Here is a 23,426-nt window from a genome sequence, read left to right as displayed (position 1 = left end):
GTTTTAATATGTAGGTAGAATGAAGTAAGCTATTTTCTCATACAATTAGTTTAATTCAATTTGAGTGAAGTAAATAGAAATTCATCATGAAGGCTATCATAACATTTTTACCGGGGGTGTTGAAATTGAATATTGCATTTGATATGTCTTTTGCCAAAGAAGAAATTATGAATCGAGGAATTGGTCGCTATTCAAAAAATTTAATTCAGCACATTATTATGTTAAATGATAGTCATAATTTTTTTTATTTTTATCCAGACTATACGAAAGAAGACGCCTATTTAAAAGATGAACTTCAGCGGTTTATTACTGTGAATAAAATAGACGTCTTCCATATTCTCAGTCCATACTATCCTCTTGAAAATCATCGCATTCTACATAGAGAGTGGTTTGGGACAATAAAAGTGGTAGCGACAATATATGATTTGATTCCAATGTTATATCCTAATTACTACCTTTCTAATCCTGCGATGCAAGCAATCTATAATCAAGTAACAAATTTTATTCGTTCTTGTAATCTTCTGTATGCGATTTCTGAAACGACTAAGACAGACGTTGTACGTCTTTTGGAGATTGATCCTAATAAGATTAAAGTTATTATGGGGGGAATTGATGAACAATTTAAAATCGATCCTATAGTAAATCGATCCTACTTTGCTATAAAATATGGAATTTCTAAGCCGTATATTATGAATATTGGAGGTGCAGATTTCCGAAAAAATCTTAATGGCTTAGTTGAAGGATTTGCCAAAGCTAAGGCGGCATTAAACAATTCCATTCAACTTGTAATCGTGTATTCGGATAAACAGCAAATTTTAAGCTCTGGAATGGTAGCCTCTGTTTTCAATGATGTCATTTTTACTGGCTATGTCTCAGATGAAGATTTAGTAAAATTATATAATGGAGCTGAAATAGTGGCATTTCCTTCTTTTTATGAGGGGCTTGGTTTTCCTGTAATAGAGGCAATGGCCTGTGGTACACCAGTTCTTACTTCTAAAACGTCTTCGCTTAGTGAAGTTTCTGGGGATGCTGCCTACTTAGTTGATCCTTATAATATTGATGAGATCAGTAAAGGTTTAATTTATCTAATGGAGAATGCGGAATTGCGTGTTTTGCTTAGAGAGAAAGGATTGGTGCAATCAGCTAAATTTCAATGGGAGCATGTCGCACAATATGCATTGGAAGGGTATGCAAAGGTGAATCAAAAATAAAAGATTACTATGTTCTTTTCTGATACTCCATAAAGTTTTTTATATGTTCAGTTAAAAAGCATAGAATCAATAGATCATTACTAGGAAACAATTAGCATAAAACAAAGTTTAAGAGGTGGGTCAAAAATATAATTATGCTGCGTGCGTTAGCTTTAGGCAGATTGAATTACTAGAATAAGATAAAACTTCAAGGAGAAGTGAGATATGTTAAAGTCTAAAATCGTAAGTGAGTCGGATTATAACGAGTCATGGTTTGCTAGAGCTTTAACAAAATTAAGAGAGCCCTTTTTTCTCTATATGAAACACATGCCGTTACCGTTTGATAACACGATTTATCATCGGAAATTATGGGAATGGTGCTATATATATCAGGGATTACTTGAAAGTAATATGCTTATTCCCTTTAAAAAAGGTTTAGGCTTTGGAGTAGGGAAGGAACCGCTTGCCTCTTTATTCGCCTCTCATGGATGTTACATTACAGCAACAGATTTGGACTATAGTCAAGCTGTTGTTCAGGGATGGGTTGATACGAATCAACATTCTCAGCATATTATTGATCTGTGTCAATATGAGTTGTGCGACCCTAATACACTTATGCATCTAGCGGATTTTGAAACTGTGGATATGAATTGTATTCCTGATCATTTAGCTGGCTTATATGATTTTACATGGTCCTCCTGTAGCTTTGAACATTGTGGCTCAATTGAACTCGGTTTTCAATTTATCCTCAATCAGATGAAATGTCTCAAGCCTGGGGGAGTGGCCATACATACAACAGAATACAACCTTAGTTCAAATGACGATACGATAGAATCTGGTATAACCGTCATTTTTCGAAAGAAGGACATAGAGCAAATGGTAGCTGCTTTAAGAGCTGAGGGGCATTTAGTTGATATTGATTATAGTGTAGGGGCAGGCAATATTGAATCATATGTGGATGTTCCACCTTATAAGCAAAACCCTCACTTACGCTTACAATTGGCGCAGTATGTATCCACTTCCATTGGATTGATTATTCAAAAAGGAAAATAAAAAAACATCCCGAACCTATACATCATAAGGAACGGGATGTTTTTTATAAACTCTCTACGTGTTTTTCTTATAGACAGGTATAAAATAGGGAACACTTGAAGAGGTTTGGTAATCTCTATTATTTTAATTTTGAGAACCAATATTGATATATATCTTGAAGAGATTGTGTTATAGAGATTTTAGGTTCCCATTTAGTTAGATCTTTTATCTTTGTATAATTACCAATAAAATATGGGATATCAGAGGGTCTCATTTTATCAGGATCCGTTTCTATAGCTATCTTTTTATTTGAAAAAGATAGTAAGATGTTTAATATTTCTTGAATGGACGTACTTGTTCCGGAACAAACGTTATAAATTTCTCCAGCGCATCCTTTTAAAGCAATCATATAATATGCACGAACAATATCTCGTACATCTGTGAAATCCCGAAAAGATTCTAAATTACCAACTTTTATTTTATTATAGTTGCTATTATTGTTATTAATTAAGGCAATCTGATGAGCGAAATCAGATGTAACAAACCCTAGTTTTTGGCCAGGACCAATGTGGTTAAAGGGTCTAACATGGATAACATCTAAATCAAAGCCTTTATAATATTGTTTTACTAGCATACTAACAGCTGCTTTACTCGTTCCGTAAGGGTTTAGCGGGTTAAGTAATGTTGTTTCAGAGATGGTATCATGTATACTGAGAGTGGCTTTTCCATATTCTTCTGAAGAGCCAATAGTGATGACTCTTATTTCTTTATTTAGTTTTTTGACTGCTTCTAGTAGGTTTATAGTTGCAATGGTATTGGCTTCAATTGTTTGGGAAACATTCGACCAAGAGTATCTTACATTGCTTATTCCTGCTAAATGAAATATATGAGTTGGTGAAATTTTTTTTAGTAAACTTACAATTTCATCTTGCTTTTGTAAATCTAACTGATAAGTATTCTTACATATATTTGGTTGCCTTGATGTTCCAAAGACTTCATCGCCTTCCTCTATTAAAGTACTTTGCAGATAGCGACCGACAAATCCTGTAATCCCAGTTATTAAAGCTTTCATTTTAGCACACGATTTATTTCTAAATCATGATCTACCATCATTGTTACTAATTGTTTAAAAGGAACCTTTGGCTTCCAATTTAATTTTTCCTTTGCCTTGTTTGGAGAACCAAGCAATAAATCAACTTCAGCCGGACGCATAAATTTTTCATCTTGAACGACATAATCTTTCCAATTTAGCTCTGCATGTTGGAATGCTATTTCAACAAATTCTTGTACGGTATGTGTTTCTCCCATAGCTACAATGTAATCATCAGGATTTTCGTTTTGTAACATAAGCCACATTGCTTCTACATAATCACCAGCAAATCCCCAATCACGCTTTGCATCCAAATTTCCTAAACGTAGTTCATTTTGTAATCCTAACTTTATTTTAGCGACACCATCTGTTATTTTGCGTGTTACAAATTCTAATCCGCGCCTTGGTGATTCGTGATTAAATAAAATTCCTGAACAAGTAAACATATTATAGCTTTCACGGTAATTTACTGTAATCCAATGACCATATACTTTTGCAACACCATATGGACTTCTCGGATAAAATGGGGTTCGTTCGGTTTGAGGAGTTTCGACCACTTTTCCAAACATTTCACTGCTTGAAGCTTGATAAAAGCGGGCATCTGGTTTGATTAAACGAACTGCTTCTAGCATGTTTATGACACCGAGTGCTGTTACATTACTCGTATAAATAGATTGTGTCCAAGAGTCTCCTACAAACGATTGAGCGGCTAAGTTATACACTTCATCTGGCTCTGCAATTTTTACCGCATGAATTAATGAAGATAAATCTGATAAATCTCCAGGGATAAGCTCAATTTTATCTAAAATATTTAAAATGTTGCTGTAGTTCGGTGTTGCCGTTCTTCTTTTCAAACCATACACTTGATAACCTTTGCTTAGTAATAACTCGGCGAGATAAGAGCCGTCTTGCCCTGTAATACCGGTAATTAATGCTTTTTTCATGTTATCAACTCCAAGGTGCTTTCTTTTCGTTGTTTATAGTATGCGGAATAACTAAAAAATGACAGTGAGAATAATGTGTTCGTGCATCTCAATATTCTATATAAATAGGACTAACTATTAAATACTATGTGATGGAAGAATATAAATAAAGTAGGTATGTTGAGGGGGATTTAGATCATGATGCCTTGCCAAAGAAACAATATATAAAGCTTGTATTACGCTGAATGTCACGTTTTACAAGCTTTTTTATAGTTATATGTCCACAAGTATCCAAATTAATAGATACACATGATATTTCATGTAGCATTATTTTTTTGGAAGCAATTTTTGTTGTTAGGATAGTTAGTTAAATGTGCAGTACAAATCACCCCAAATAGTTGGTTTTATTAATTCTCGGAGATGAGAATAGTCAGCTACTTGCACTACTGCTGTATTAAAGTGATTGATGTGATAAATTTTAGGATATAGTGACTTTAGCAGTTCAAATAATTCTGATGGGTCAAAGCCTCCAATTGAAGAGATAGATAGTGGATTAAATTCTATGATTAAATCTGGTTTCCATTTATGAATTGTATTTAAAGCACCTTGTAATGCCTTAGTTTCAGAACCTTCAATATCTATTTTTATAAAATCGACATTTGTAATTCCGGCAGCTGGGATCCAATCATCCAATCTCACACAAGTGATAACTTGATTTGGCGTGACAGCGATTCCTGGTTCTTCAAATACAAATGACCAACCTCCACCATCGCTGTTGTTAAAAAACTCGATATTTGTATTTTTATCGTATACTCCTAAATTAATTGGAAAAATGTTTTTAAGCTGATTTTCTTTTATCGTCTGCATCAAATAAGAAAAGTTAATGTCAGATGGTTCAAAGGAATAAATTAGCCCATCTTTTGCTAAATAGCTTAATGCAAGAGAGGTTAATCCAATATTTGCGCCAATATCTAGACAAATGCTATTAGGCTTAATAATCTTTTTTAGGTGATTCATTATATGAACTTCGTAGTATCCATGTTCTTTTACAGCCTGGAATATGCTCTTATCGTGTTCATTTCCGTAAAATACAAATGATTTTTGATCAAAAGGCAAATTTAAAATAGCTTTTTCCAAATAAATCAACTCCTATATAAATTTTTAACTCATTGCTTGATCATATACTAAAATTTATACGATAATTTATTAGTTTTGTAATTGTACAGGTGTTCATGACTAAGTTGAATGGGGTTTATTGAATGCTGCATCACGTTTACATATTATGAAAGGATTCTCCATAAGGTTTAAAATTCACATAAAGTAAAATTAAGTGCTACTAATAATTTAAAGGTAATAGCATTCACTTATTGGATCGTATGAGTGTATATCTAAATTCTTTTGATTAGTAGTAGAGAGAAAGTAGAACAAAGTGGGGAAGTACAAGTTTCAGGTTAATATTAATATACTAAAATGTAATGAGTTTCATGGATGGATATACTTTTGTAATCGAAATAATTATAAGTATCTATGGCAGAGTAAAGGTTATTATATGTCTAACGTATTCAAGCGAGTGAGAAGTGTTTCCTAAATACATCCTCTTATTTTTGAGTTATTCCATAATCAATATATAACCTAGAGATTAAGTAAGATAACTATGATTGTCGTTAAACGATTACCTTATGGGGAAACATGGAGGTTAAATGCTAAAGATTTGTACCTGTTTATTAATAGAAAAATCTAAGGTTTTAAATTAAGATATCAGGATGCTTTAAATAAAGGGAAAATAATTTGTTTTAGTTCTATCATAATAGCTTGTGGAATACATTAACATGGATGAATAGGTCCTAAAATTATTTGATAAGTAAACTAATAATAAAGAGGTTTCAGTGCATATGATGTTTAGAAAATAATACTCCCATGTTGATTGAAGTTGTAGTTGAATTGTTAAATTCGTGTAATGCTCTTCTCTTCCGTTTCATGTAAAAATTCTTATGCAAGTAATTACTATGAATAAAAGAAAGGGATGGAGTGAAATTATGCAGGGGAATTATGGAGAATCAAATTCTTCTCAAGATAGTCTGAATTCTTTTTGTATACAGGAGAATTTGAAAAATCTCATTATTATATATGTAGCCTCTGAATACGATGTACCATATTGGCCATTAGAGATGGGAATTATTGATAGCCTAAAAAAGGTAGTTCGAGAACTACATGTAGTATCACCAAAGCAAGATTTACTGCGAGTTTCCCAAAAAGTAAAACCAGATCTTGTCCTTGTCTTTAGCGGATTCAAGTTACCTTGTCATCAAGTGGAACTGCTGAAGAGGAATGGAATAAAAACAGCTGTATGGATGACGGATGATCCGTATGTTATAGACCAAAGCAAGAAAATTGCACCTTTTTATGAATTTGTTTTTACACAAGAAATAAATTGCGTTTCTTTCTATAAATCGATAGGATGTCAAAATGTTTATCATCTGCCGCTTGCTGCAGATCCTAATGTATTTTATCCGCGAGAGGTTGATGAAAAATATAAAACAGATATTTTGTTTATTGGAGTGGCATTTTCAAATCGTGTAAAATTTTTCGATGAAATCGCAGACTATTTAGTAAATAAAAACATGCTCATTTCCGGTGTCGGTTGGAAAAGCCTGAAGAATTACCATTTGCTGCAGCGAAGAATCAATGCAAATCATTGGTTATCTCCTGAAGAGACAGCGAATTACTACAATGGAGCGAAAATTGTGCTCAACCTACATCGTTCACATGATGACCCAACTATTAATAAAAATAGTGAAAAGATAGAGGCCTTATCTCTTAATCCAAGAACATTCGAAATATCTGCTTGCGGGGCGTTTCAACTAACTGATATTCGTCCGGATGTAAGTGAATTTTATAAACCTGGCTATGATATAGAAACATATCGTACACCACAGGAGCTTATAGAGAAGATAGAATATTATTTAAACAATGAAGAAGAAAGAAAAACGATAGCTTCAAGGGCTCTAAACAGAATTCAAAATGAACATACTTTTTCACATAGAATCTTAGAATTGCTCGGTATAGTTTTTCCTGAAAAAGAACTGAATGTAGAGTGATAATATATAGGATTCGTATAAAGAGATAGTATAGGTGAGAACATTCATGTAGTCTTCAAATGTTATATTGGGGGATGAAAAAGAAAGCAATGTATAGAGAATTCTCTATACATTGCTTTTTCATTAAAAAGCAGACTCAATTGTTAATACAGCAGATGTAACAGTAAGGAGATCAGAAGACATGCCTGGAAGTAAAAACATAAAGGCCTGAATTCCGATTTGAGTTCCTGCTGTTAGGAAAACAGGTGTAGCTGGTCTTTGAGCAAATGGAACTTCAACTAATTTAGGAGTTCCCATTAGCGTAAGTGTTGCTACTGCTTGGGAGCCTGGAATAGCTGTCCCATTAGCAGTTAATTGAGTACTTGCAGAGTCAAGGTTTCCGCCTCTAGAAATAGCTTTAAATTCATAATACAAATTATAAAATCCTGATATTAAAATTACAAGTTTTCCGGTAACAGGATCAAATCCAATACCATTTCCCTTACTAGCTACAGTTAATGGAACATCAAAACTAAAACCATTTGTAACTAGGATATCAAAAGATGTAGCTAAGGCTGCAGTTCTAGCCAAAAAAGTACCAGGAGCGAGTGGTGGAGTAGGACAAGGGTTAGGGAAAGGAACAGAGACAGTGCCAGGGGTAGGACATGAAACAGCTTTCTTAAAATGGGAACCATGATGATGTGATCCACAACAATCAAACATATTTTCACCTTCTTTTCTTATTTAGTACATTATATTTAATGCAAACAGGAGTAAATTTGAAATGGACAAATTCCTATTTTTTTTAGGATAAGGACGTCTAATCTCCTATAGTCCCCCCGAAAATTCAGCTTAATTTGAGACAGGACATTTGAACAGATGTTAAAAAATAAAGTTATGAAACATTTGGGATATGTATATATATCGTTATCTATTTCATGTATAAACACATTTTCTTTATGCAATATTGAATTTGATTATGACTGTTTTTTCTCATGCCAAGGCTGTCGGATATGTAAAGAATAATAAGAGCAGAATCCTTAAAGCAGTAGTTGTTTTACTAATAGTGATGTAGGCAAATACTTTAAGGTTTATAATCTCAGCAATCATAATAGATGAAGGAAATAAGGGAAGCTGATAATCAATTCATATTGTATGGAATGAGAAGATACATGAAATCACATGTCTACATAAAAAAAATAAAGCAAATTTTCGTATCACGTGAATATACATCTAACAGTGGGAGTTTGTAAGAATGGGAGGGAAGTGACTTGAAACGGAAACAGAGCAAGGGTAAAGATAAGCGATCGATAATATATATTGCACAACCTACATTTAATGAGGGTAATTTGAACATGCAAAAGTCGTTTGTTATAAAGCCGGAAAATAAATTGGAATCTGTAGCGGAAGAAAAAGAAATAAGTACCAAGGAAGAAGTGGATGTTATAGCGGAAGCTGAAGTTTTTGAAGAAGTAAAGGAAGAGGCTGAAATCATTGAAGAAGTAAAGGAAGAGGCTGAAATCATTGAAGAAGTAAAGGAAGAAGCTGAAATAGCAGAAGCTGAAGTCATTGAAGAAGTAAAGGAACAGGTGGAATTTACAAAAGAGAAGCAAACTGATGGTGAACAACTTAAAGATGAGCAACCGGAAACAAGAGTAATGGCTGCAAAAGAGAATAAATTATTTTCTAATCCAATCGTAGCAGAGAAGAAAAATGAGGAAGCAGGTTTATCTAAAGGAGTGCAGAAAAGAAAGTCCTTCAAAGATATGAATAATGAAGAAAAACTCTATTTTTTAATACACAAACCTAAGTATATTCCGAAAGTAAGATGTCAAATTAAAACAGTAAAAGAAAATTTAACTGGATACGTACTTTCTTATGAAGAAGGATATGTAGCAATCAAAATGATGGAGAAAACAAAAGAAATTAAAGTTAAATTCGAAGATATCGTTCACATTAAAATGATGGGGTTATAGGAATAAATATAGAAAGGTGACAGATACTCTGCCACCTCATAGTTTTTTAGTTTTACAATAAAGTTACACTCTTCCAATGAAAGTGTCACGCAAACATTGAATTGCACAGAAACATTGTAAGTCAACTGTGATACAGAAGCTAGTAGATACTAGACCGAAGAATTCTGTAGTAAGTCTAGGCGAGACTCCTGAACCTCCTCCAGTATCTCTGAAAGTGATACCGTTTTGATATTTGCAAATTAAAGTTCTTGCGATTGCTTGGAAATCAGCATGTGTTGACGGGTGGTTTGTAGTTGGCAAGAACAGTGAAAGCTCTCTTACAAGATCATCTAAGGCACCAGAGCTAAGGTTTGAAACATCTGGTACTAGTACTCTAAGAACTGCACAGCACTCACAATCTACGCTTTCCACTCGTAAAAACGGAGAAGGAACTGGGATAGGCAGCTCAAAAGCATCAGATGTCATAGAGCCCGGATTAATAATGTTAAAGCAGCTTGCTGGTAGGAAAATTCCACCTTTTTTATCAAATAGTACGAAAGGTCGAGTATTAGCTAGTGGAGAAGTACCGCCACAGTTTGCGCCTAGAATTGGATTCTCGCAACCAGTTGGGCAGAAATTATCATGTTGTACGTCTTGTAGTTCGTTAATAAAATTCACGACGTCACATACACAATTAGTATCGTGACTATGCTTTTTGTCATCTTTGCAACTCATTATATACACTCCTTATCATTAAGTTTTGATTTACATTAATAGAATATTGAAGTGGGATTGAATCGGTTACTCCTCTTACAGAGTTTTTTTTATATGGGTAGAAGTAATGAAAAGGCAGGAGAGGGAAATGTTATTTACAAGTTGGCTTATGTTTTTTATTTTTGCATGTGCGGCTTTCCGGTTAACGAGGCTTATTGTCTATGATAAAATCACAGCATTTTTACGGGCGCCTTTTATTGAAGAGGTACAAATCACAGAACCTGATGGTAATATTTCCACCTATATGAAGATAAAAGGAACGGGATTGAGAAAATGGATAGGGGAATTGTTAAGCTGTTATTGGTGTACAGGGGTATGGGCGAGCGCCTTTTTATTGTTAGGTCATAATTGGATTCCCAAAATAATGGAACCAATTATATTATTATTAGCAGTTGCAGGAGTTGCGGCGATTATTGAGACAATTGTTAGTCGATTGATGGAAGAATAAGGAATGAGAGAACGAAACATAGGGATTGTTCATATAGTAAATCGAGCGTAAAAATAGAGGAGATGTATGCGATGGCAAATTATCAGCAACCTAATCCGTATCATAACCTTCAATATTGGCATCAAATGCAGCAACATATGAAGAATCAACAAGCACAACAGCAACTGCAGCAACAACAGTTATTAGAGCAACAAGGATATGTGAAAAAGAAAAATTGTAACTGTGGCGGTAAGAAAAAGAACATTTCTGATCAGCAAAACCAAGGTTAAAAAAACACTCATGTTACTGTGAGTGTTTTTTGTATACAAATATTTGCAGGGAAGAAGCTGAAGCTATAATGGCTTCGGATGGTTAGAGTGATTTCTTTTATCGTTATGGTGTATATGAGAAATGTACTAGCAAGTTGTATTTTGTCCTAACATACGATGTGATTGGAAGAGGAGAGGTGAGGAAAAGGCAACTAATTATATTCAAAATCATTCTTCGGTTGCACATAATTGTACCCATTTTGAAGATATATTGAGAAACGATTGCTAATAATCATCGGAATTCAGCAGTTTCCAACAAACGTATCACGCAAACATTGAATACCACAAAAACAAGTTAAATCAACAGTGATACAAGACGGTGTTGCATGTAATTCAGCATGAGGGATAGTTAAGTAAGTACACACAGGATTTGGACTAGTGTCAGGTTTTTTGCCTACAACAACGATTAACGCTCGAAGTACGGCAAAGCAATCTTCATCTACACTTTCTACACGGAAAATAGGTGAAAGGCAATATTTATTTGTAGAAGGAACATATATTTCGAATGGGTTTCCTGACTTTGTGAATAAAATAAATGGACGTGTGTTTGCTGCTTTTGCGACATAGTGCCGACCGAGGAATGGGGCATTATATTGTGATGAATAAGCAGTGGGTACACATTCTTGTAATTCATATATGAATTTGACGACATTACATACACAGCTTTCATCAAAGTATGTATCGTGCCCGTTGTTGCAATTGCGACTCATATTGTTCACTCCTTATTTCTCAAGTTCACACTATTAGAATATGAGTCGAGACGAGTCGATATTACGGGAGACAAAGCTGATTTCTGTTAAGGCAATTGATATTTTTTTATGAATAACAACAATTAGGGTGTTGTTATTCATAAGAAAATAGAAAAAGCCAGCACCACATGTTAAGGCGCTGATTTTTTCGGTAAATCTTTTCGAGCAATATATAAAAATCTCGATACATCTAATTTTTTCCCTCTAAAAAATTGCGGAGAGGAAATGTATAGTTCTTCTTTTGCGCGCGTGATGGCGACATACATGAGCCTTCTTTCTTCTTCTAACGCCTCAGAAGTATCAGTTACACGGTCATTCGCATCTTTTAAAGAAGACGAATGAGGCAGTATGCCGTCGCTTGCTCCAAGTAAAAAGACACATGGAAATTCCAGTCCTTTTGCATTGTGAATAGACATAAGGGACACAGCATCTTTTTGTTGCATTGTTTTTAATGCTTCCATTTCTTTTTGGCTTTGAATCGCCGTGCTTACAAATTCTAAATAGGAAGGGATATCGGTAAATCGAGTAGCCGATTCCATTAATTCTTCGAGCATTTCTTCTTGTATGTCTTTATGCATCGTAAAGGAAGAACGGTCATTGCTTTGTAAGTACTCTAAGTATTTGCCTTTACCTTTAATAATTTCTTTTAGTGCCTTCTTTGGTTCTAATTCTTTTATGAATTTAATGAAGTCAATCCGGTCGTTTATTTTTTTGACTTGAAATGGTTTTAAACTCGGGTTTAGCAATAGAAAATGAAGAAGGGAAGGGAATCTTCCTTCACCGTATTTCCATTGTTCACGTTCAATAAATGAGATGCATTCATCACGGCCAATATACATCGTTGGTAATATACTTGAGAGCGATTCGATTCGAAACGGTTCATATGCGAGACGTAGATGATCGAGTACTGGCTTAATTAAAGAATGCTCATAGAACGATTGGATTGCACCGTGTTTGATAAACGGGACTTTATGAATCGTCAGTTGATCGAGTAAAGAACGGCTGACAGAATGTGTACGATACAATAAGCAAAAGTCTTTGTATTCTCGTTCGCCGCTCGCTACTTTATCTTGAATGAGTTGCAGAATTTGATTTGCCTCATCAAGAGTAGTTGCAGGGCGTGCATAAAATGGCTGTATACCTTCTTCATGAACAGAATATAATTCTTTTTTAAAGCGTTCTTGATTCAGTTTAATGACTTCGTTTCCAAGTCCAACGATAAATGGATTAGAACGATAATTTGTATTTAACGCAATAATGGTTGTATCATCAAATTCTTTTGGAAAGGATAAAATAATTTGATGGCTTGCACCGCGCCAGCCATATATCGCTTGATCGTCATCTCCCGCGATAAATAAATTATTTCGCGGCGAAGCTAACAGTTTTACAATCTCATATTGCGCATACGACGTATCTTGAAATTCATCGACTTCAATGTAATGGAATCTATTTTGTAATTGTGTTAATAAAGGTGCGTTATTTTCAAGCATATAGAATGTTTCTAGTAAGATATCATCAAAGTCTATATATCCGTATCTTTGTTTTACATCTTCATAGCGTTCATATACTTCACGGAATTCTTGTTCAACGGGTGTTTTTGCTTGTACATCTTTTGGACGATTTAATTTGTTTTTTTCGAGTGAAATCATTGCGAGCATCGTTTCAGCGTCATAATCATCTTTTAAGCGCAATTCTTTCAAAATTTTCTTTATCATAATTTGTTTATGTTTTTCATTTGCTAAAATCTGCTGGTTGTATCCTTGGCTACGAAGTAATTTTAAAAAGACGGAATGGAATGTACCTGCGACAACATAGCGGCTTGCAGCATGATTCATACCAGGTAAGTTTGCCACGCGGCTTCGTATTTCTTCAGCAGCTTTTTGTGTAAACGTAAGCAGTAAAATGTTGCGTGGGTGGACATTTTTTACATTGATTAAATAGCCAACGCGCGTTGTTAAAACAGATGTTTTCCCGCTTCCAGCTCCGGCTAGTGTAAGAACAGGACCTTCTGTCGTTCGCACAGCTTCTAATTGTTTTTCATTTAAATACACACCTTGCTGTTCTAGGGCGCGAAAATAAGCCGCATCGTTATCTTTCTCTACAATTAAATTGGCAGAAGTTTTTGGAATATGATATGTTGCTTGCGGAACGTTAGCGTGTGTTAATGATTTTTGTGAAAATTTTTCTTGAGTCATATATTCACCTTCAAAACTATAGCATCAACTTTTAACTTTAGCGGAAGAAAAAGAAAATAGCAATGTAAAAAACAGGAGGGGGTACCTCCTGTTTAGAAAATCATAATTCTTTTATCATCACAACATGTGGTATATCAGCCTCTATAAATACATCAGAAACAGTTTCATATCCGAGTTTCTTATAAAAGGATTCCGCCTGCGTTTGAGCATGGAGTTTCAATTTTGGTAGCGACTCCTCTTTGGCATACGCCTCGAGTGAGTCCATAATGATTTTTCCGACTCCCTTTTTGCGATGGGAAGCGAGAACGCATATCCGTTCCATTTTCCCGATGTCATCCACAATGCGAAAGCGACCTGCTCCGACTGGAATATCCTCATCATATATAACGATGTGTTTAGAAGTTTCTTCAAATTCATCGTATTCTTCTTCAGCAGACACATGTTGTTCTTCAACAAAGACTTGTTTACGTACAGAGAATGCGTCTCTTAGCTGTTCATCTGTTTGCACGATTTGTGCTTGCAAATTAGTTGTTCCCCTTTCCAATATGGAATGTTTCATATACTGTCCATGTTTCATTTTCTAATTGATATAGAAGGTGGAAACGGTCGATTGGTTGCTCGTAATAAAAGTCTTTCATACGTAAGCGACCTAGTACATCAGCATGCTCTGCATCTGATAAATTTTGTCCAATTGTTAAGTGTGGTATAAAAGCGTACTCGCGTTCTTGCGTGAAGAATCCTTTATGCATTTCTTCGTTTAAGAATGTGAGTTCAGGTGTTTTTTCTACTTTAAAATAAATAACATTATTAACAGGTGCAAATGAGCTTACCTTTCCAACATGAAGGGTAAACGGATTTGTTTTGTTTGCAATTGTATGTAGCTCCTCGACAATCGCTTCTAATTGTTCATCTGGTGCCTCAAAGGGTGCTTTTAATGTGATATGTGGTGGAACCAATGCATAATGCGGATCGTAACGCTTACGCAATCCGTTTGCTTTATCTTGAATCATTTTTGATGGAAAAATTACAATGCCTAGTTTCATCTTTCAATTCCTCCCTTTGTAAGTCTAGTTAGATTTTGAGAAAAACAAATCTCTTTTTCTATTATATCAAATAATTCTGAATACTGCTTCCTATTATTTCATTGATAGAATATAAGAAAATGCCTTTGGTAAGTCTGTTTGCCAATATTTCCATGTATGATTTCCTTCAAATTCTTCGTAATGTGTTGTGAAGTTTTTTTCTGTAAGCAATGCATGTAATTCACGATTTGGACCTACGAAATCAGAAGTTTGTCCATCAGTGCGCTTCACATTTGTTTCTTCTGTACCAATTACATGATAAATTTCTAACGCTTGTGGATCTGTAAAATCTTTTGCAAGGTTAAGTACTGTTTCATCGACAAACGGGGACTGCATAACGACTTTACCGAATGTATGCGGATACATAAGTGCTGTCATAAAGGACACTGTACCGCCAAGGGAATCACCGATTAATACACGACCTTTTCCCATTTGATAGGTTGGATAATTTTCATCAATATATGGAACGAGTTCGTGAGCAAGAAAGCGAATATATGCTGCATTCTTTATATCGTTTGGAAAGTATTTTTCTTTACGATCGTGTACATTTTTATATGGAATACCGACAATAATTGTTCGGTCAATTTCTTCATTTTCACGAAGGCGTTCAATTACGCGGTGCGCTTTACCAAGCTGAAAATAATCTCTGCCATCTTGTGCAATGACAACGGTGTGCTTGTGCAGCGGCGTATAATTAACTGGTAAATAGACAAGAAGCGTAATGTCTTCTTGAAGTGATGTACTGTAAAATGAAAGTTCTTCTATTCTCCCGATTGCTTGAGTCATGTATGATCCCCCTAAATAAAAAATATGCTGTAGTTGCCCTGTGAGGATAGCGCAGGTAGTGAAGATGTAAGGATGCATCTACTACTGTGCTTCTCATTTTCTATTTTACCATAATGGTAAGAAGAATCTAAAAAATTAGTATTTATATGATAAAAGAAAAATCGATATAAAATCTAATCTTTAGGTGGAAGAGAGAATCCGCCATGGATAGAAGCGGTCAAATCCTTTTCCTGCCCCATGCGAAGTGAAAATAAAGAGAGGAAGTGAGTGCGGGTCACCTTCTGTTTTTCGTAGCAATGATTTATATGTTGAAAGATTAAATTGGGTTTATATATAATGAAGTGGGGATTTTTACAGAGAGAGGGGTAAAATAACTTTGAAACAAGAAAAATCAATTGCACTACCGTTAGCAGTTTCCATTATAGCTATTTCATTTGCAGCTGTTTTCGTTAAGATGTCCTCAGCACCATTTTCAATTTTAAGCATGTATCGGTTATGGATTATTGTAATCTTTATGCTTCCGATTGTTTGGAAAAAGCGTGAAGAATTTCGCGGAATTCAAAAGCGAGACTGGTATTTCTTAATAGGATCAGGCTTCTTTTTAGCACTGCATTTTCTTTTATGGTTTGCATCTTTAAAATTTACAACTGTTGCCAGCTCAACCATTATTTTAGCGCTCCAGCCAATCGTATCGCTAGTTGGAGGTTTTTTTCTGTTTAAAGAAAGAACGACTTATTCAGCGATTGCTACAATGGGGATTGCTATCCTTGGTGTAATGTGCATTGGATGGGGCGATTTAGGGTTAAGCAGAGAAGCGATATTCGGGGATATTTTATCCTTTTTAAGTGTAATTGCAGTTGTTGGTTATTTATTTATTGGGCAAACAACAGTAAAAAAAGTTTCGCACTGGATTTATAGTTTTACCGTGTTTGCATTTGCCGGGATATTCATCGCTATTTATAACGTAGTAATGAATGTGCCTTTTACAGGATATTCTACATGGGACTGGTGGATTTTCATTTTGCTTGCGATTGTACCAACTGCTTCACATATGATTAATAACTGGTTATTAAATTATGTGAATGCGACAACAATTTCAATGAGTATTTTAGGAGAACCTGTTGGGGCATCAATTCTAGCATTCTTCTTACTAGGTGAGAAGCTGAATAGTATGCAAGTTATTGGTAGCGTTCTCGTATTATGTGGTGTGTTTATTTTCTTGTTGCAACAGCAAAAACGTGTGCAGAAGGAACCAGTACAAAGTGCAGCATTTACGCAAGAGCTGTAGTGTGTTTATAGATAATTAGTAGGCTGTTAGGGGCAATCCTAGCAGCTTTTTTCTACATAAATTGAAAAAATGATATAAAAACCTTTCTTTTTGGGTGGAAGAGAGGATCCGGCCTTGTATAGAAGCGGTCAGTTCCTTTTTTAGCCTCATGCCAAGTGGAATCAAAGAGAGAAAACGAGTGAAGATCTCCTTTTTGTTGAGTAACAATAAAATTGTTTACTTACAAATAAAATCGTTACATTTACAATAAAGATGTTTAAAGACGTCAGTCATGTTATGCCATTAAAGGGCCAGATTGTGGAGAAATGGATTTACTAAATCATATAATTTATTGTAAACTGAATCCACACAATTATTTAAACGATTTATTATAAAACAAATATTTATATATACTTAAACCATTATGAGTAAAAACAATAAGGGGGGAACTAACATGACGAAGAGAAGTAAAATCAACAATGAAAAGGAGTTGTTACTAGAACAACGTGAAGAATTACTCAGAGCATTGAAAGCCCGTTTTGAGAAAAACATGAACCGCCATAAAGGTCTTGAATGGGCTAAAGTCCAAGCAAAGCTGGATGCTAATACTGAAAAACTGTGGTCGCTCAATGAAATGGAAAGAACTGGCGGTGAACCGGATGTTGTTGGTCATGATAAAGAGAAGGGCGAATACATTTTTTATGATTGTTCAGCGGAAAGTCCTAAAGGTCGCAGAAGTGTTTGTTATGATCGTGAAGGGCTAGAGTCAAGAAAAAAACATAAACCAGAAAATAACGCTATTGATATGGCAACTGCCATGGGCGTTGAACTATTAACGGAAGAACAATATCGGGCGTTGCAAAAACTTGAAAATTTCGATATGAAAACGTCGAGTTGGGTGCAAACACCCTCTGATATTAGAGAACTCGGCGGTGCCCTTTTTTGCGATTGTCGCTTCGGGCACGTCTTTGTGTATCACAATGGAGCAGAATCCTATTATGCCGCCAGGGGTTTTCGTGGTTCGCTAAGGGTTTAAATTTTGCACAGATAGCTAAATTTGAATTTGAGAACGGATCACCTAGGGAAAAGTTTTAATTTCATTCTTCAACTATCGGGCGCTATCCTTGAAAAAGGGTAGTGCTCTTTTGCGTAAAAGGGCCAGATTGTTGAATAACTCTTTATAAGGAAAATGGAGATTGTGAAGAACTGTACTTATGCCAGCGGGCAGGTTAGTTTATTAAGAACGTGATATCTCATATTAATATAAGATATTTTAGGGAAAATAAACAGATTAAATTGAAAAAAGTTGATTTTAACCATATCCATTGTGGGCTAAAAGGCATATGAGCTACTTTCGATTGGATGAACCGAGGCATCAGTTTACCACTGTATGGTAAGGTTTAGCTGTTTTTTGAACTCTTCCTAATTTAATTATAGCATTTAAAAAATGGTTAATATAGACTTTTTATTCTCATTTACTACTGCTAAAATCAATAGAACATTAATGGTTAGGAGAGATGTAGAATGAGTCCTTTGGTTCTCGGTTTTCAGGAGATAGAAGAAACACAGCTTTTGCTCGTTGGCGGAAAAGGGTTAAATTTAGGGAAATTATCAAAAATTCAAGGAATACAAGTACCAGAAGGATTTTGTATTACAACAGTAGGATATCAAAAAGCCATCGAACAAAACGAAACGTTTCAAGCATTGTTGGATCAAATAACAATGCTAAAAGTAGAGGATCGTAATCAAATTAGTGAAATCAGTAGGAAGATTCGACAAATTATTATGGAAGTAGAAATTCCTTCCGATGTTGTGAAAGCAGTTGCTGACTATCTCTCCCAGTTTGGCGATGAACATGCTTATGCAGTGCGTTCTAGTGCGACCGCTGAAGATTTGCCACATGCCTCTTTTGCTGGTCAACAAGACACTTATTTAAATATCATCGGAAAAGAAGCAATCTTGCAGCATATCAGCAAATGTTGGGCTTCCCTATTTACGGATCGAGCGGTAATATACCGAATGCAAAACAGATTTGACCACAGTCAAGTTTATTTATCCGTTATCGTCCAAAGGATGGTTTTTCCACAGGCTTCAGGGATTTTATTTACCGCTGATCCGATTACTTCTAACCGAAAGCTGCTATCAATCGATGCCAGTTTTGGACTTGGAGAAGCACTGGTCTCTGGCTTGGTATCTGCCGATTGTTATAAAGTACAGGAAGATAAAATCGTCGATAAGATGATAGCAACCAAAAAATTGGCTATCTATGCACGAAAAGAAGGCGGAACAGAAGCGCGGCAAATTGATCCTGATCAGCAAAAGACTCAAACACTTACTGAACAACAGATATTACAACTAGCACGCATAGGAAGACAGATCGAAGCTTATTTTGGTTGCCCACAAGATATCGAATGGTGTTTGGTTGATGATACATTTTATATTGTCCAGAGTCGTCCAATCACTACTTTATACCCCATCCCTGAAGTGAATGATCAAGAAAATCACGTCTATGTATCTGTTGGTCATCAACAAATGATGACCGACCCCTTGAAACCATTGGGAATGTCTTTATTCCAGTTAACATCTTTTGGACCCAGGTTTAAAGCTGGTGGAAGGTTATTTGTTGATATCACGCATAATCTGGCTTCACCTGTCAGCAGAAAAACGATAATAGATACATTGGGACAATCCGATCCGCTCATAAAAGACGCACTCATGACTATAATAGAGCGAGAAGATTTTATAAAATCGTCACCAGATGGTAAAAAAGTACCGAGTCCCAGTAAAAGCAATAAAGGTATATCATCTTCGGGTTTTCAAGCACAAATCGAAAACGATCCGACAATCGTTTCTAATTTGATTAAGAGTAGTCAAACATCGATAGAAGAGTTAAAACAAAACATCCAAACGAAATCAGGATCAGATTTATTTGATTTTATTCTAGAAGATATCCAGCAATTAAAGAAGATTTTATTTGACCCACAAAGTTTGGGTGTGATTATGGCTGCTATGGATGCTTCAACATGGATCAATGAAAAAATGAACAAGTGGTTAGGTGAAAAAAACGTAGCAGATACGCTTTCTCAATCTGTACCAAACAATATTACTTCGGAAATGGGTCTGGCGCTATTGGATGTCGCAGATGTGATTCGTCCTTATCTAGAAGTAATTGATTATTTACAACAAGTAAAAGATGATGACTTTTTGGATGAACTGGTTAAGTTTGATGGTGGACAGGAAACCCAAGACGCTATCTATGATTATCTCAGCAAATACGGAATGCGATGTACCGGAGAAATCGATATTACTAAAACTCGTTGGAGCGAAAAACCAACTACACTTGTCCCCATGATTCTTGGTAATATCAAAAACTTTGAGCCGAATGCTAGCAATCGGAAATTTGAGCAAGGGCGACAGAAAGCTTTGAAAAAAGAACAAGAGTTATTAGATCGATTGAAGCAATTACCGGATGGTGAACAAAAAGCCAAAGAAACAAAACGAATGATCGACCTAATCCGGAATTTTATCGGTTATCGGGAATATCCAAAATACGGCATGGTTAATCGCTACTTCGTTTATAAGCAGGCTTTACTGAAAGAAGCCGAACAACTCGTACAAGCCAACGTTATTCATGAAAAAGAAGATATATACTATCTCACTTTTGAAGAACTTCACGAAGTCGTACGCACAAATAAACTAGATTACCAGATCATCAGCAAACGAAAAGACGAGTACAAATTATATGAAAAACTAACTCCACCACGTGTTATCACGTCTGATGGTGAAATCATTGTAGGTGAGTACAAACGAGAAAATCTCCCAGCCGAAGCGATTGTAGGTCTACCTGTTTCTTCCGGAGTTATAGAGGGACGAGCACGTGTCATCTTAAACATGGAAGATGCTGTTCTAGAAGATGGAGATATATTAGTCACCTCCTTTACTGACCCTAGCTGGACACCATTGTTTGTATCCATAAAAGGCCTAGTCACCGAAGTTGGTGGACTGATGACCCATGGAGCAGTTATCGCACGTGAATATGGCTTACCAGCAGTTGTCGGAGTGGAAAATGCTACCAAACTGATAAAAGATGGGCAACGAATTCGCGTGCATGGAACAGAAGGGTATATCGAAGTATTTTAATTTCTGAATACGTCCAGATTTAATTAGTAGCACCGCTCCAGTGGATACCAGAGCGGTGTCTCACAATCTTTCCATTGGGACAAAAAATTGAAGCCAACTTTATCGGTGGTGCAAACTTAAAACAGATACTTTTATAAAGCCTATCTCTGAAGACGTTGATGTATTATTTATCGGTGCTATGAATGAGCGCCGTAAAGCAGTTTTTGATCAGTTAAAAAAGCTTGCACCAGATTTAAATATTATTTTTAAAAGCAATGTATGGGGAATTCTCAGAAATGAACTTATAGCGAGATCCAAAATTATTTTAAACATTCATTATTATTTAACTGGTATTCTTGAAACGCCGAGGATTTCTCACGCTGTCGCGAATCATAAATTCATTATCTCTGAAACTAGTAACCCTGACGATGAAGCAAGAATTGATTATGAACAGCTCAAACTTAATTTAGCAAAGTTAAATAAAAATAATAAAAATAAATACGTAGAAGAGAAAACTGCTTTCGTTAAATCAATTTTAGAAAAGATTTAATGTTTTTTTATTAAGTTAACAGGGGGATAAGCTGAAAAAGAAAGGACATAACATATTTTATACGACCAATATGTTATGTCTTTTATCTATCTTTTTTCAATTTAGGTCTGGATAAGCTATATTTTCTCTGAATTTTATCTACTCTTGCATGGACTTTAAGATATCAATATAATGTCTCCTAAGACTCATACCAATATCTGAACATCCTAAATCTACATTCCCCTGATTTCTTTCAACACCGTTTTATCTTCTTCTTGCAATTCTAAATCAGCTAAAAATTACATTTGATGATGACTATAAATACCTATATTTTTATGGAAATTAAAGTTTTTCGGGGGGATAAAGATGTGGCAAAATGAACAAGGATATTCCGGTGGTTATCCTTATTATCAACGTAATTGTTCCAATTCAGCTTGTTTGAATCCCTATTGTCAGTGTGGAGAAAATTGTAGGTGTGACCATAACCATCAATGTCATGGGGGAGGCAACCTTGTTTATACGCAACAGAAAGTTAATTTAAGTAATTCTATGCGTTCAGTTTGGGAACAACATGTATATTGGACTAGGATGACAATCATTAGCATAGCTTTTGGTTTACCAGATATAGACGTTGTTACCGCTCGTCTACTTCGCAATGCTGTAGATATGGGGGATTTGCTAAAACCTTATTATGGAAATGAAATAGCAACAATGTACAACAACTTAATAAGGGAACACCTGGTAATTGCTGCGGAACTTGTCAAAGCTGCAAAAGCCGGCAATCAAGAGACTGCAACGGCTGCCGAGAGAAAGTGGTACGTAAATGGAGCTGAAATTTCCCAATTTCTAAATAGAATAAATCCTTTTATTTCAAGAGAGGGATTCCAAAAAATGTTTTTCGAGCATCTGACACTTACTAAAACGGAGGCAGTACTTATGCTCCAAGGTGATTTTAAATCCAGTATTACTGTATTTGACAAAATTGAAGCAGAAGCCTTACAAATGGCGGACACAATAACGATTGCAATTGTAAAGCAGTTCCCGAAAATGTTTTACATATATATTTAATAGGGCAGAAAGGACCTCAAAAAAACCCGAATATTGCCTGAAATACCAAGTGGGAGGGAAATATAATTGGGACATGAAATGAACCATATGAATACTGTGGGTATATCGTGGCTCTTTGCCGTTGTTATCTTATTTATTTGTGCACTGCTCATTTGTCATATTATTTTTACACTCTGGAAGCAACGAAATCGTTTATACAAATTCAATGAACAATCTAATATAATCGTCCATTCACTTCCGATGTCCTTAGGAATGGTTTCTACAATGACAGTTTGTGTAGTTATTGGAGCCATTATGAGTCACCATCTAAGTACGGCCTATGTTTTAGGACTCCTGATTGGTGTTTTTGTTAGTGGTATTATCAGTTTTCCATTTCAAGATATGATCCTCATATTAAACGGGATTGTAGCAGGAGCAATGGGAGGATTAATGGGCGTAATGATTGGTATCATGATACCTCAAACCGGATTGTATATCATTGTAATACTATTAATGATATTGTTTACAGCCACTTGGGTTACCATGAATCGACGAAAGTAGGATCTGCTCCCTTATTTTTGGGTGTGAGGCAAAGATTGGGGGAGCGAAGCAAGGGGCTAACCCCTAAATATGCGTAAATTTATAAAACATTTTTATTAAAGCATTGTTCTAAAAGAAAAACGAAAGACGTATAAAATGACAATAAAGTTATTTAATGTAGTGTAGTGCTATCCTAAAGAGAAGGAAAAAATCCCTCTTGGAAATAGCACTATTTTTGTGCTGAAAATAGCTGTTTTTTACCTTTTAAAACACTTACAGGAAGTTAGTTTTTTAAGTCTTAACGGGGGCCCGCCC

21 protein-coding genes and 1 pseudogene are annotated in these 23,426 nt (G+C 35.4%); 12 read left to right on the top strand and 10 right to left on the bottom strand.

Annotated elements, in window-relative coordinates:
- Nucleotides 1-125: 125 nt before the first annotated feature.
- Nucleotides 126-1,211 (top strand): glycosyltransferase family 4 protein, encoded by a 1,086-nt coding sequence (locus ACM6HU_RS04855; RefSeq protein ID WP_414848030.1) that lies wholly within the window; start codon nt 126-128, stop codon nt 1,209-1,211.
- A 204-nt stretch (nt 1,212-1,415) separates the two neighbouring features.
- A complete protein-coding gene (locus ACM6HU_RS04850) occupies nt 1,416-2,243 on the top strand; it encodes an SAM-dependent methyltransferase (protein ID WP_414848029.1) in 828 nt (275 codons plus the stop codon).
- Nucleotides 2,244-2,361: 118 nt separating this feature from the next.
- On the opposite strand, the gene ACM6HU_RS04845 is transcribed toward ACM6HU_RS04850, so the two are convergent.
- The 3 genes from ACM6HU_RS04845 to ACM6HU_RS04835 all read right to left on the bottom strand — a co-directional run bounded on the left by ACM6HU_RS04845 (nt 2,362) and on the right by ACM6HU_RS04835 (nt 5,372).
- A complete protein-coding gene (locus ACM6HU_RS04845) occupies nt 2,362-3,294 on the bottom strand; it encodes a GDP-mannose 4,6-dehydratase (RefSeq protein ID WP_414848028.1) in 933 nt (310 codons plus the stop codon).
- Nucleotides 3,291-4,256 (bottom strand): GDP-mannose 4,6-dehydratase, encoded by a 966-nt coding sequence (gene gmd, locus ACM6HU_RS04840; protein WP_414848027.1) that lies wholly within the window; start codon nt 4,254-4,256, stop codon nt 3,291-3,293. The genes ACM6HU_RS04845 and gmd overlap by 4 nt, the downstream gene beginning before the upstream one ends.
- Before the next feature lie 342 nt (nt 4,257-4,598).
- Entirely contained in the window at nt 4,599-5,372 is a 774-nt protein-coding gene (locus ACM6HU_RS04835) for an FkbM family methyltransferase (RefSeq protein ID WP_414848026.1), read from the bottom strand.
- An 869-nt stretch (nt 5,373-6,241) separates the two neighbouring features.
- Between ACM6HU_RS04835 and ACM6HU_RS04830 the strand changes: the two genes are divergently transcribed.
- Nucleotides 6,242-7,333, top strand: coding sequence for a CgeB family protein (locus tag ACM6HU_RS04830; RefSeq protein ID WP_414848025.1), 1,092 nt, complete (start codon nt 6,242-6,244; stop codon nt 7,331-7,333).
- Nucleotides 7,334-7,456: 123 nt separating this feature from the next.
- Here ACM6HU_RS04830 and ACM6HU_RS04825 read toward each other — a convergent pair whose 3' ends face one another.
- Nucleotides 7,457-8,035 (bottom strand): hypothetical protein, encoded by a 579-nt coding sequence (locus tag ACM6HU_RS04825; protein WP_414848024.1) that lies wholly within the window; start codon nt 8,033-8,035, stop codon nt 7,457-7,459.
- A 548-nt stretch (nt 8,036-8,583) separates the two neighbouring features.
- Here ACM6HU_RS04825 and ACM6HU_RS04820 point away from each other — a divergent pair.
- Nucleotides 8,584-9,288 carry a CotO family spore coat protein gene (locus ACM6HU_RS04820; protein ID WP_414848023.1) on the top strand — a complete coding sequence of 235 codons (705 nt, stop codon included), beginning with the start codon at nt 8,584-8,586 and terminating at the stop codon, nt 9,286-9,288.
- Nucleotides 9,289-9,351: 63 nt separating this feature from the next.
- Here ACM6HU_RS04820 and ACM6HU_RS04815 read toward each other — a convergent pair whose 3' ends face one another.
- Complete coding sequence (locus tag ACM6HU_RS04815) at nt 9,352-10,002, bottom strand: CotY/CotZ family spore coat protein (protein ID WP_414848022.1); 651 nt, start codon at nt 10,000-10,002, stop codon at nt 9,352-9,354.
- Between the two features lie 127 nt (nt 10,003-10,129).
- Between ACM6HU_RS04815 and ACM6HU_RS04810 the strand changes: the two genes are divergently transcribed.
- Nucleotides 10,130-10,489 carry a DUF1360 domain-containing protein gene (locus tag ACM6HU_RS04810; RefSeq protein ID WP_414848021.1) on the top strand — a complete coding sequence of 120 codons (360 nt, stop codon included), beginning with the start codon at nt 10,130-10,132 and terminating at the stop codon, nt 10,487-10,489.
- Nucleotides 10,490-10,551: 62 nt separating this feature from the next.
- Nucleotides 10,552-10,758 (top strand): cytochrome C oxidase subunit III, encoded by a 207-nt coding sequence (locus ACM6HU_RS04805; protein WP_140386064.1) that lies wholly within the window; start codon nt 10,552-10,554, stop codon nt 10,756-10,758.
- Between the two features lie 281 nt (nt 10,759-11,039).
- Here ACM6HU_RS04805 and ACM6HU_RS04800 read toward each other — a convergent pair whose 3' ends face one another.
- From ACM6HU_RS04800 to ACM6HU_RS04780, 5 genes are all read right to left on the bottom strand, one after another.
- Nucleotides 11,040-11,507, bottom strand: coding sequence for a CotY/CotZ family spore coat protein (locus tag ACM6HU_RS04800; protein ID WP_088094188.1), 468 nt, complete (start codon nt 11,505-11,507; stop codon nt 11,040-11,042).
- 170 nt (nt 11,508-11,677) lie between these two features.
- Nucleotides 11,678-13,741, bottom strand: coding sequence for an ATP-dependent helicase (locus tag ACM6HU_RS04795; RefSeq protein WP_088094189.1), 2,064 nt, complete (start codon nt 13,739-13,741; stop codon nt 11,678-11,680).
- 100 nt (nt 13,742-13,841) lie between these two features.
- Nucleotides 13,842-14,264: a GNAT family N-acetyltransferase gene (locus ACM6HU_RS04790; protein ID WP_414848020.1), complete on the bottom strand. Its 423-nt coding sequence runs from the start codon at nt 14,262-14,264 to the stop codon at nt 13,842-13,844.
- Nucleotide 14,265: 1 nt separating this feature from the next.
- Nucleotides 14,266-14,784, bottom strand: coding sequence for a YjcG family protein (locus ACM6HU_RS04785; protein WP_016113817.1), 519 nt, complete (start codon nt 14,782-14,784; stop codon nt 14,266-14,268).
- Nucleotides 14,785-14,877: 93 nt separating this feature from the next.
- Nucleotides 14,878-15,609, bottom strand: a complete 732-nt coding sequence (locus tag ACM6HU_RS04780; protein ID WP_016113818.1) for an alpha/beta hydrolase — start codon at nt 15,607-15,609, stop codon at nt 14,878-14,880.
- 376 nt (nt 15,610-15,985) lie between these two features.
- On the opposite strand from ACM6HU_RS04780, the gene ACM6HU_RS04775 reads away from it, so the two are divergent.
- From ACM6HU_RS04775 to ACM6HU_RS04750, 6 genes and pseudogenes are all read left to right on the top strand, one after another.
- Nucleotides 15,986-16,897 carry a DMT family transporter gene (locus tag ACM6HU_RS04775; protein ID WP_016113819.1) on the top strand — a complete coding sequence of 304 codons (912 nt, stop codon included), beginning with the start codon at nt 15,986-15,988 and terminating at the stop codon, nt 16,895-16,897.
- A 433-nt stretch (nt 16,898-17,330) separates the two neighbouring features.
- Nucleotides 17,331-17,912: a DUF4256 domain-containing protein gene (locus ACM6HU_RS04770; protein ID WP_016113820.1), complete on the top strand. Its 582-nt coding sequence runs from the start codon at nt 17,331-17,333 to the stop codon at nt 17,910-17,912.
- 488 nt (nt 17,913-18,400) lie between these two features.
- Nucleotides 18,401-21,016, top strand: a complete 2,616-nt coding sequence (ppsA, locus tag ACM6HU_RS04765) for a phosphoenolpyruvate synthase (protein ID WP_088094193.1) — start codon at nt 18,401-18,403, stop codon at nt 21,014-21,016.
- 112 nt (nt 21,017-21,128) lie between these two features.
- Nucleotides 21,129-21,545 (top strand): annotated as a pseudogene (locus ACM6HU_RS04760) (glycosyltransferase family 1 protein); the annotation flags it as partial.
- A 345-nt stretch (nt 21,546-21,890) separates the two neighbouring features.
- A complete protein-coding gene (locus ACM6HU_RS04755; protein ID WP_016113823.1) occupies nt 21,891-22,592 on the top strand; it encodes a TCR domain-containing protein in 702 nt (233 codons plus the stop codon).
- A 66-nt stretch (nt 22,593-22,658) separates the two neighbouring features.
- The gene (locus ACM6HU_RS04750; protein WP_016113824.1) at nt 22,659-23,132 is read left to right on the top strand and encodes a hypothetical protein; all 474 of its coding nucleotides are present in this window, start codon (nt 22,659-22,661) and stop codon (nt 23,130-23,132) included.
- Nucleotides 23,133-23,426: the final 294 nt, after the last annotated feature.

The organism is Bacillus sp. IT-79MI2 (assembly GCF_949768135.1).
Classification (GTDB): domain Bacteria; phylum Bacillota; class Bacilli; order Bacillales; family Bacillaceae_G; genus Bacillus_A; species Bacillus_A pseudomycoides.
This window is presented reverse-complemented; position numbering and strand designations above follow the sequence as displayed.

Bases quoted from the DNA above. Each gene is read 5' to 3' on its own strand.
- ACM6HU_RS04815 (WP_414848022.1), bottom strand. From the start codon at position 10,002: ATGAGTTGCAAAGATGACAAAAAGCATAGTCACGATACTAATTGTGTA.
- ACM6HU_RS04850 (WP_414848029.1), top strand. From the start codon at position 1,416: ATGTTAAAGTCTAAAATCGTAAGTGAGTCGGATTATAACGAGTCATGG.
- ACM6HU_RS04785 (WP_016113817.1), bottom strand. From the start codon at position 14,784: ATGAAACTAGGCATTGTAATTTTTCCATCAAAAATGATTCAAGATAAA.
- ACM6HU_RS04770 (WP_016113820.1), top strand. From the start codon at position 17,331: ATGACGAAGAGAAGTAAAATCAACAATGAAAAGGAGTTGTTACTAGAA.
- ACM6HU_RS04755 (WP_016113823.1), top strand. From the start codon at position 21,891: ATGTGGCAAAATGAACAAGGATATTCCGGTGGTTATCCTTATTATCAA.
- ACM6HU_RS04830 (WP_414848025.1), top strand. From the start codon at position 6,242: ATGAATAAAAGAAAGGGATGGAGTGAAATTATGCAGGGGAATTATGGA.
- ACM6HU_RS04810 (WP_414848021.1), top strand. From the start codon at position 10,130: ATGTTATTTACAAGTTGGCTTATGTTTTTTATTTTTGCATGTGCGGCT.
- gmd (WP_414848027.1), bottom strand. From the start codon at position 4,256: ATGAAAAAAGCATTAATTACCGGTATTACAGGGCAAGACGGCTCTTAT.
- ACM6HU_RS04845 (WP_414848028.1), bottom strand. From the start codon at position 3,294: ATGAAAGCTTTAATAACTGGGATTACAGGATTTGTCGGTCGCTATCTG.
- ACM6HU_RS04795 (WP_088094189.1), bottom strand. From the start codon at position 13,741: ATGACTCAAGAAAAATTTTCACAAAAATCATTAACACACGCTAACGTT.
- ppsA (WP_088094193.1), top strand. From the start codon at position 18,401: ATGAGTCCTTTGGTTCTCGGTTTTCAGGAGATAGAAGAAACACAGCTT.
- ACM6HU_RS04805 (WP_140386064.1), top strand. From the start codon at position 10,552: ATGTATGCGATGGCAAATTATCAGCAACCTAATCCGTATCATAACCTT.
- ACM6HU_RS04825 (WP_414848024.1), bottom strand. From the start codon at position 8,035: ATGTTTGATTGTTGTGGATCACATCATCATGGTTCCCATTTTAAGAAA.
- ACM6HU_RS04780 (WP_016113818.1), bottom strand. From the start codon at position 15,609: ATGACTCAAGCAATCGGGAGAATAGAAGAACTTTCATTTTACAGTACA.
- ACM6HU_RS04800 (WP_088094188.1), bottom strand. From the start codon at position 11,507: ATGAGTCGCAATTGCAACAACGGGCACGATACATACTTTGATGAAAGC.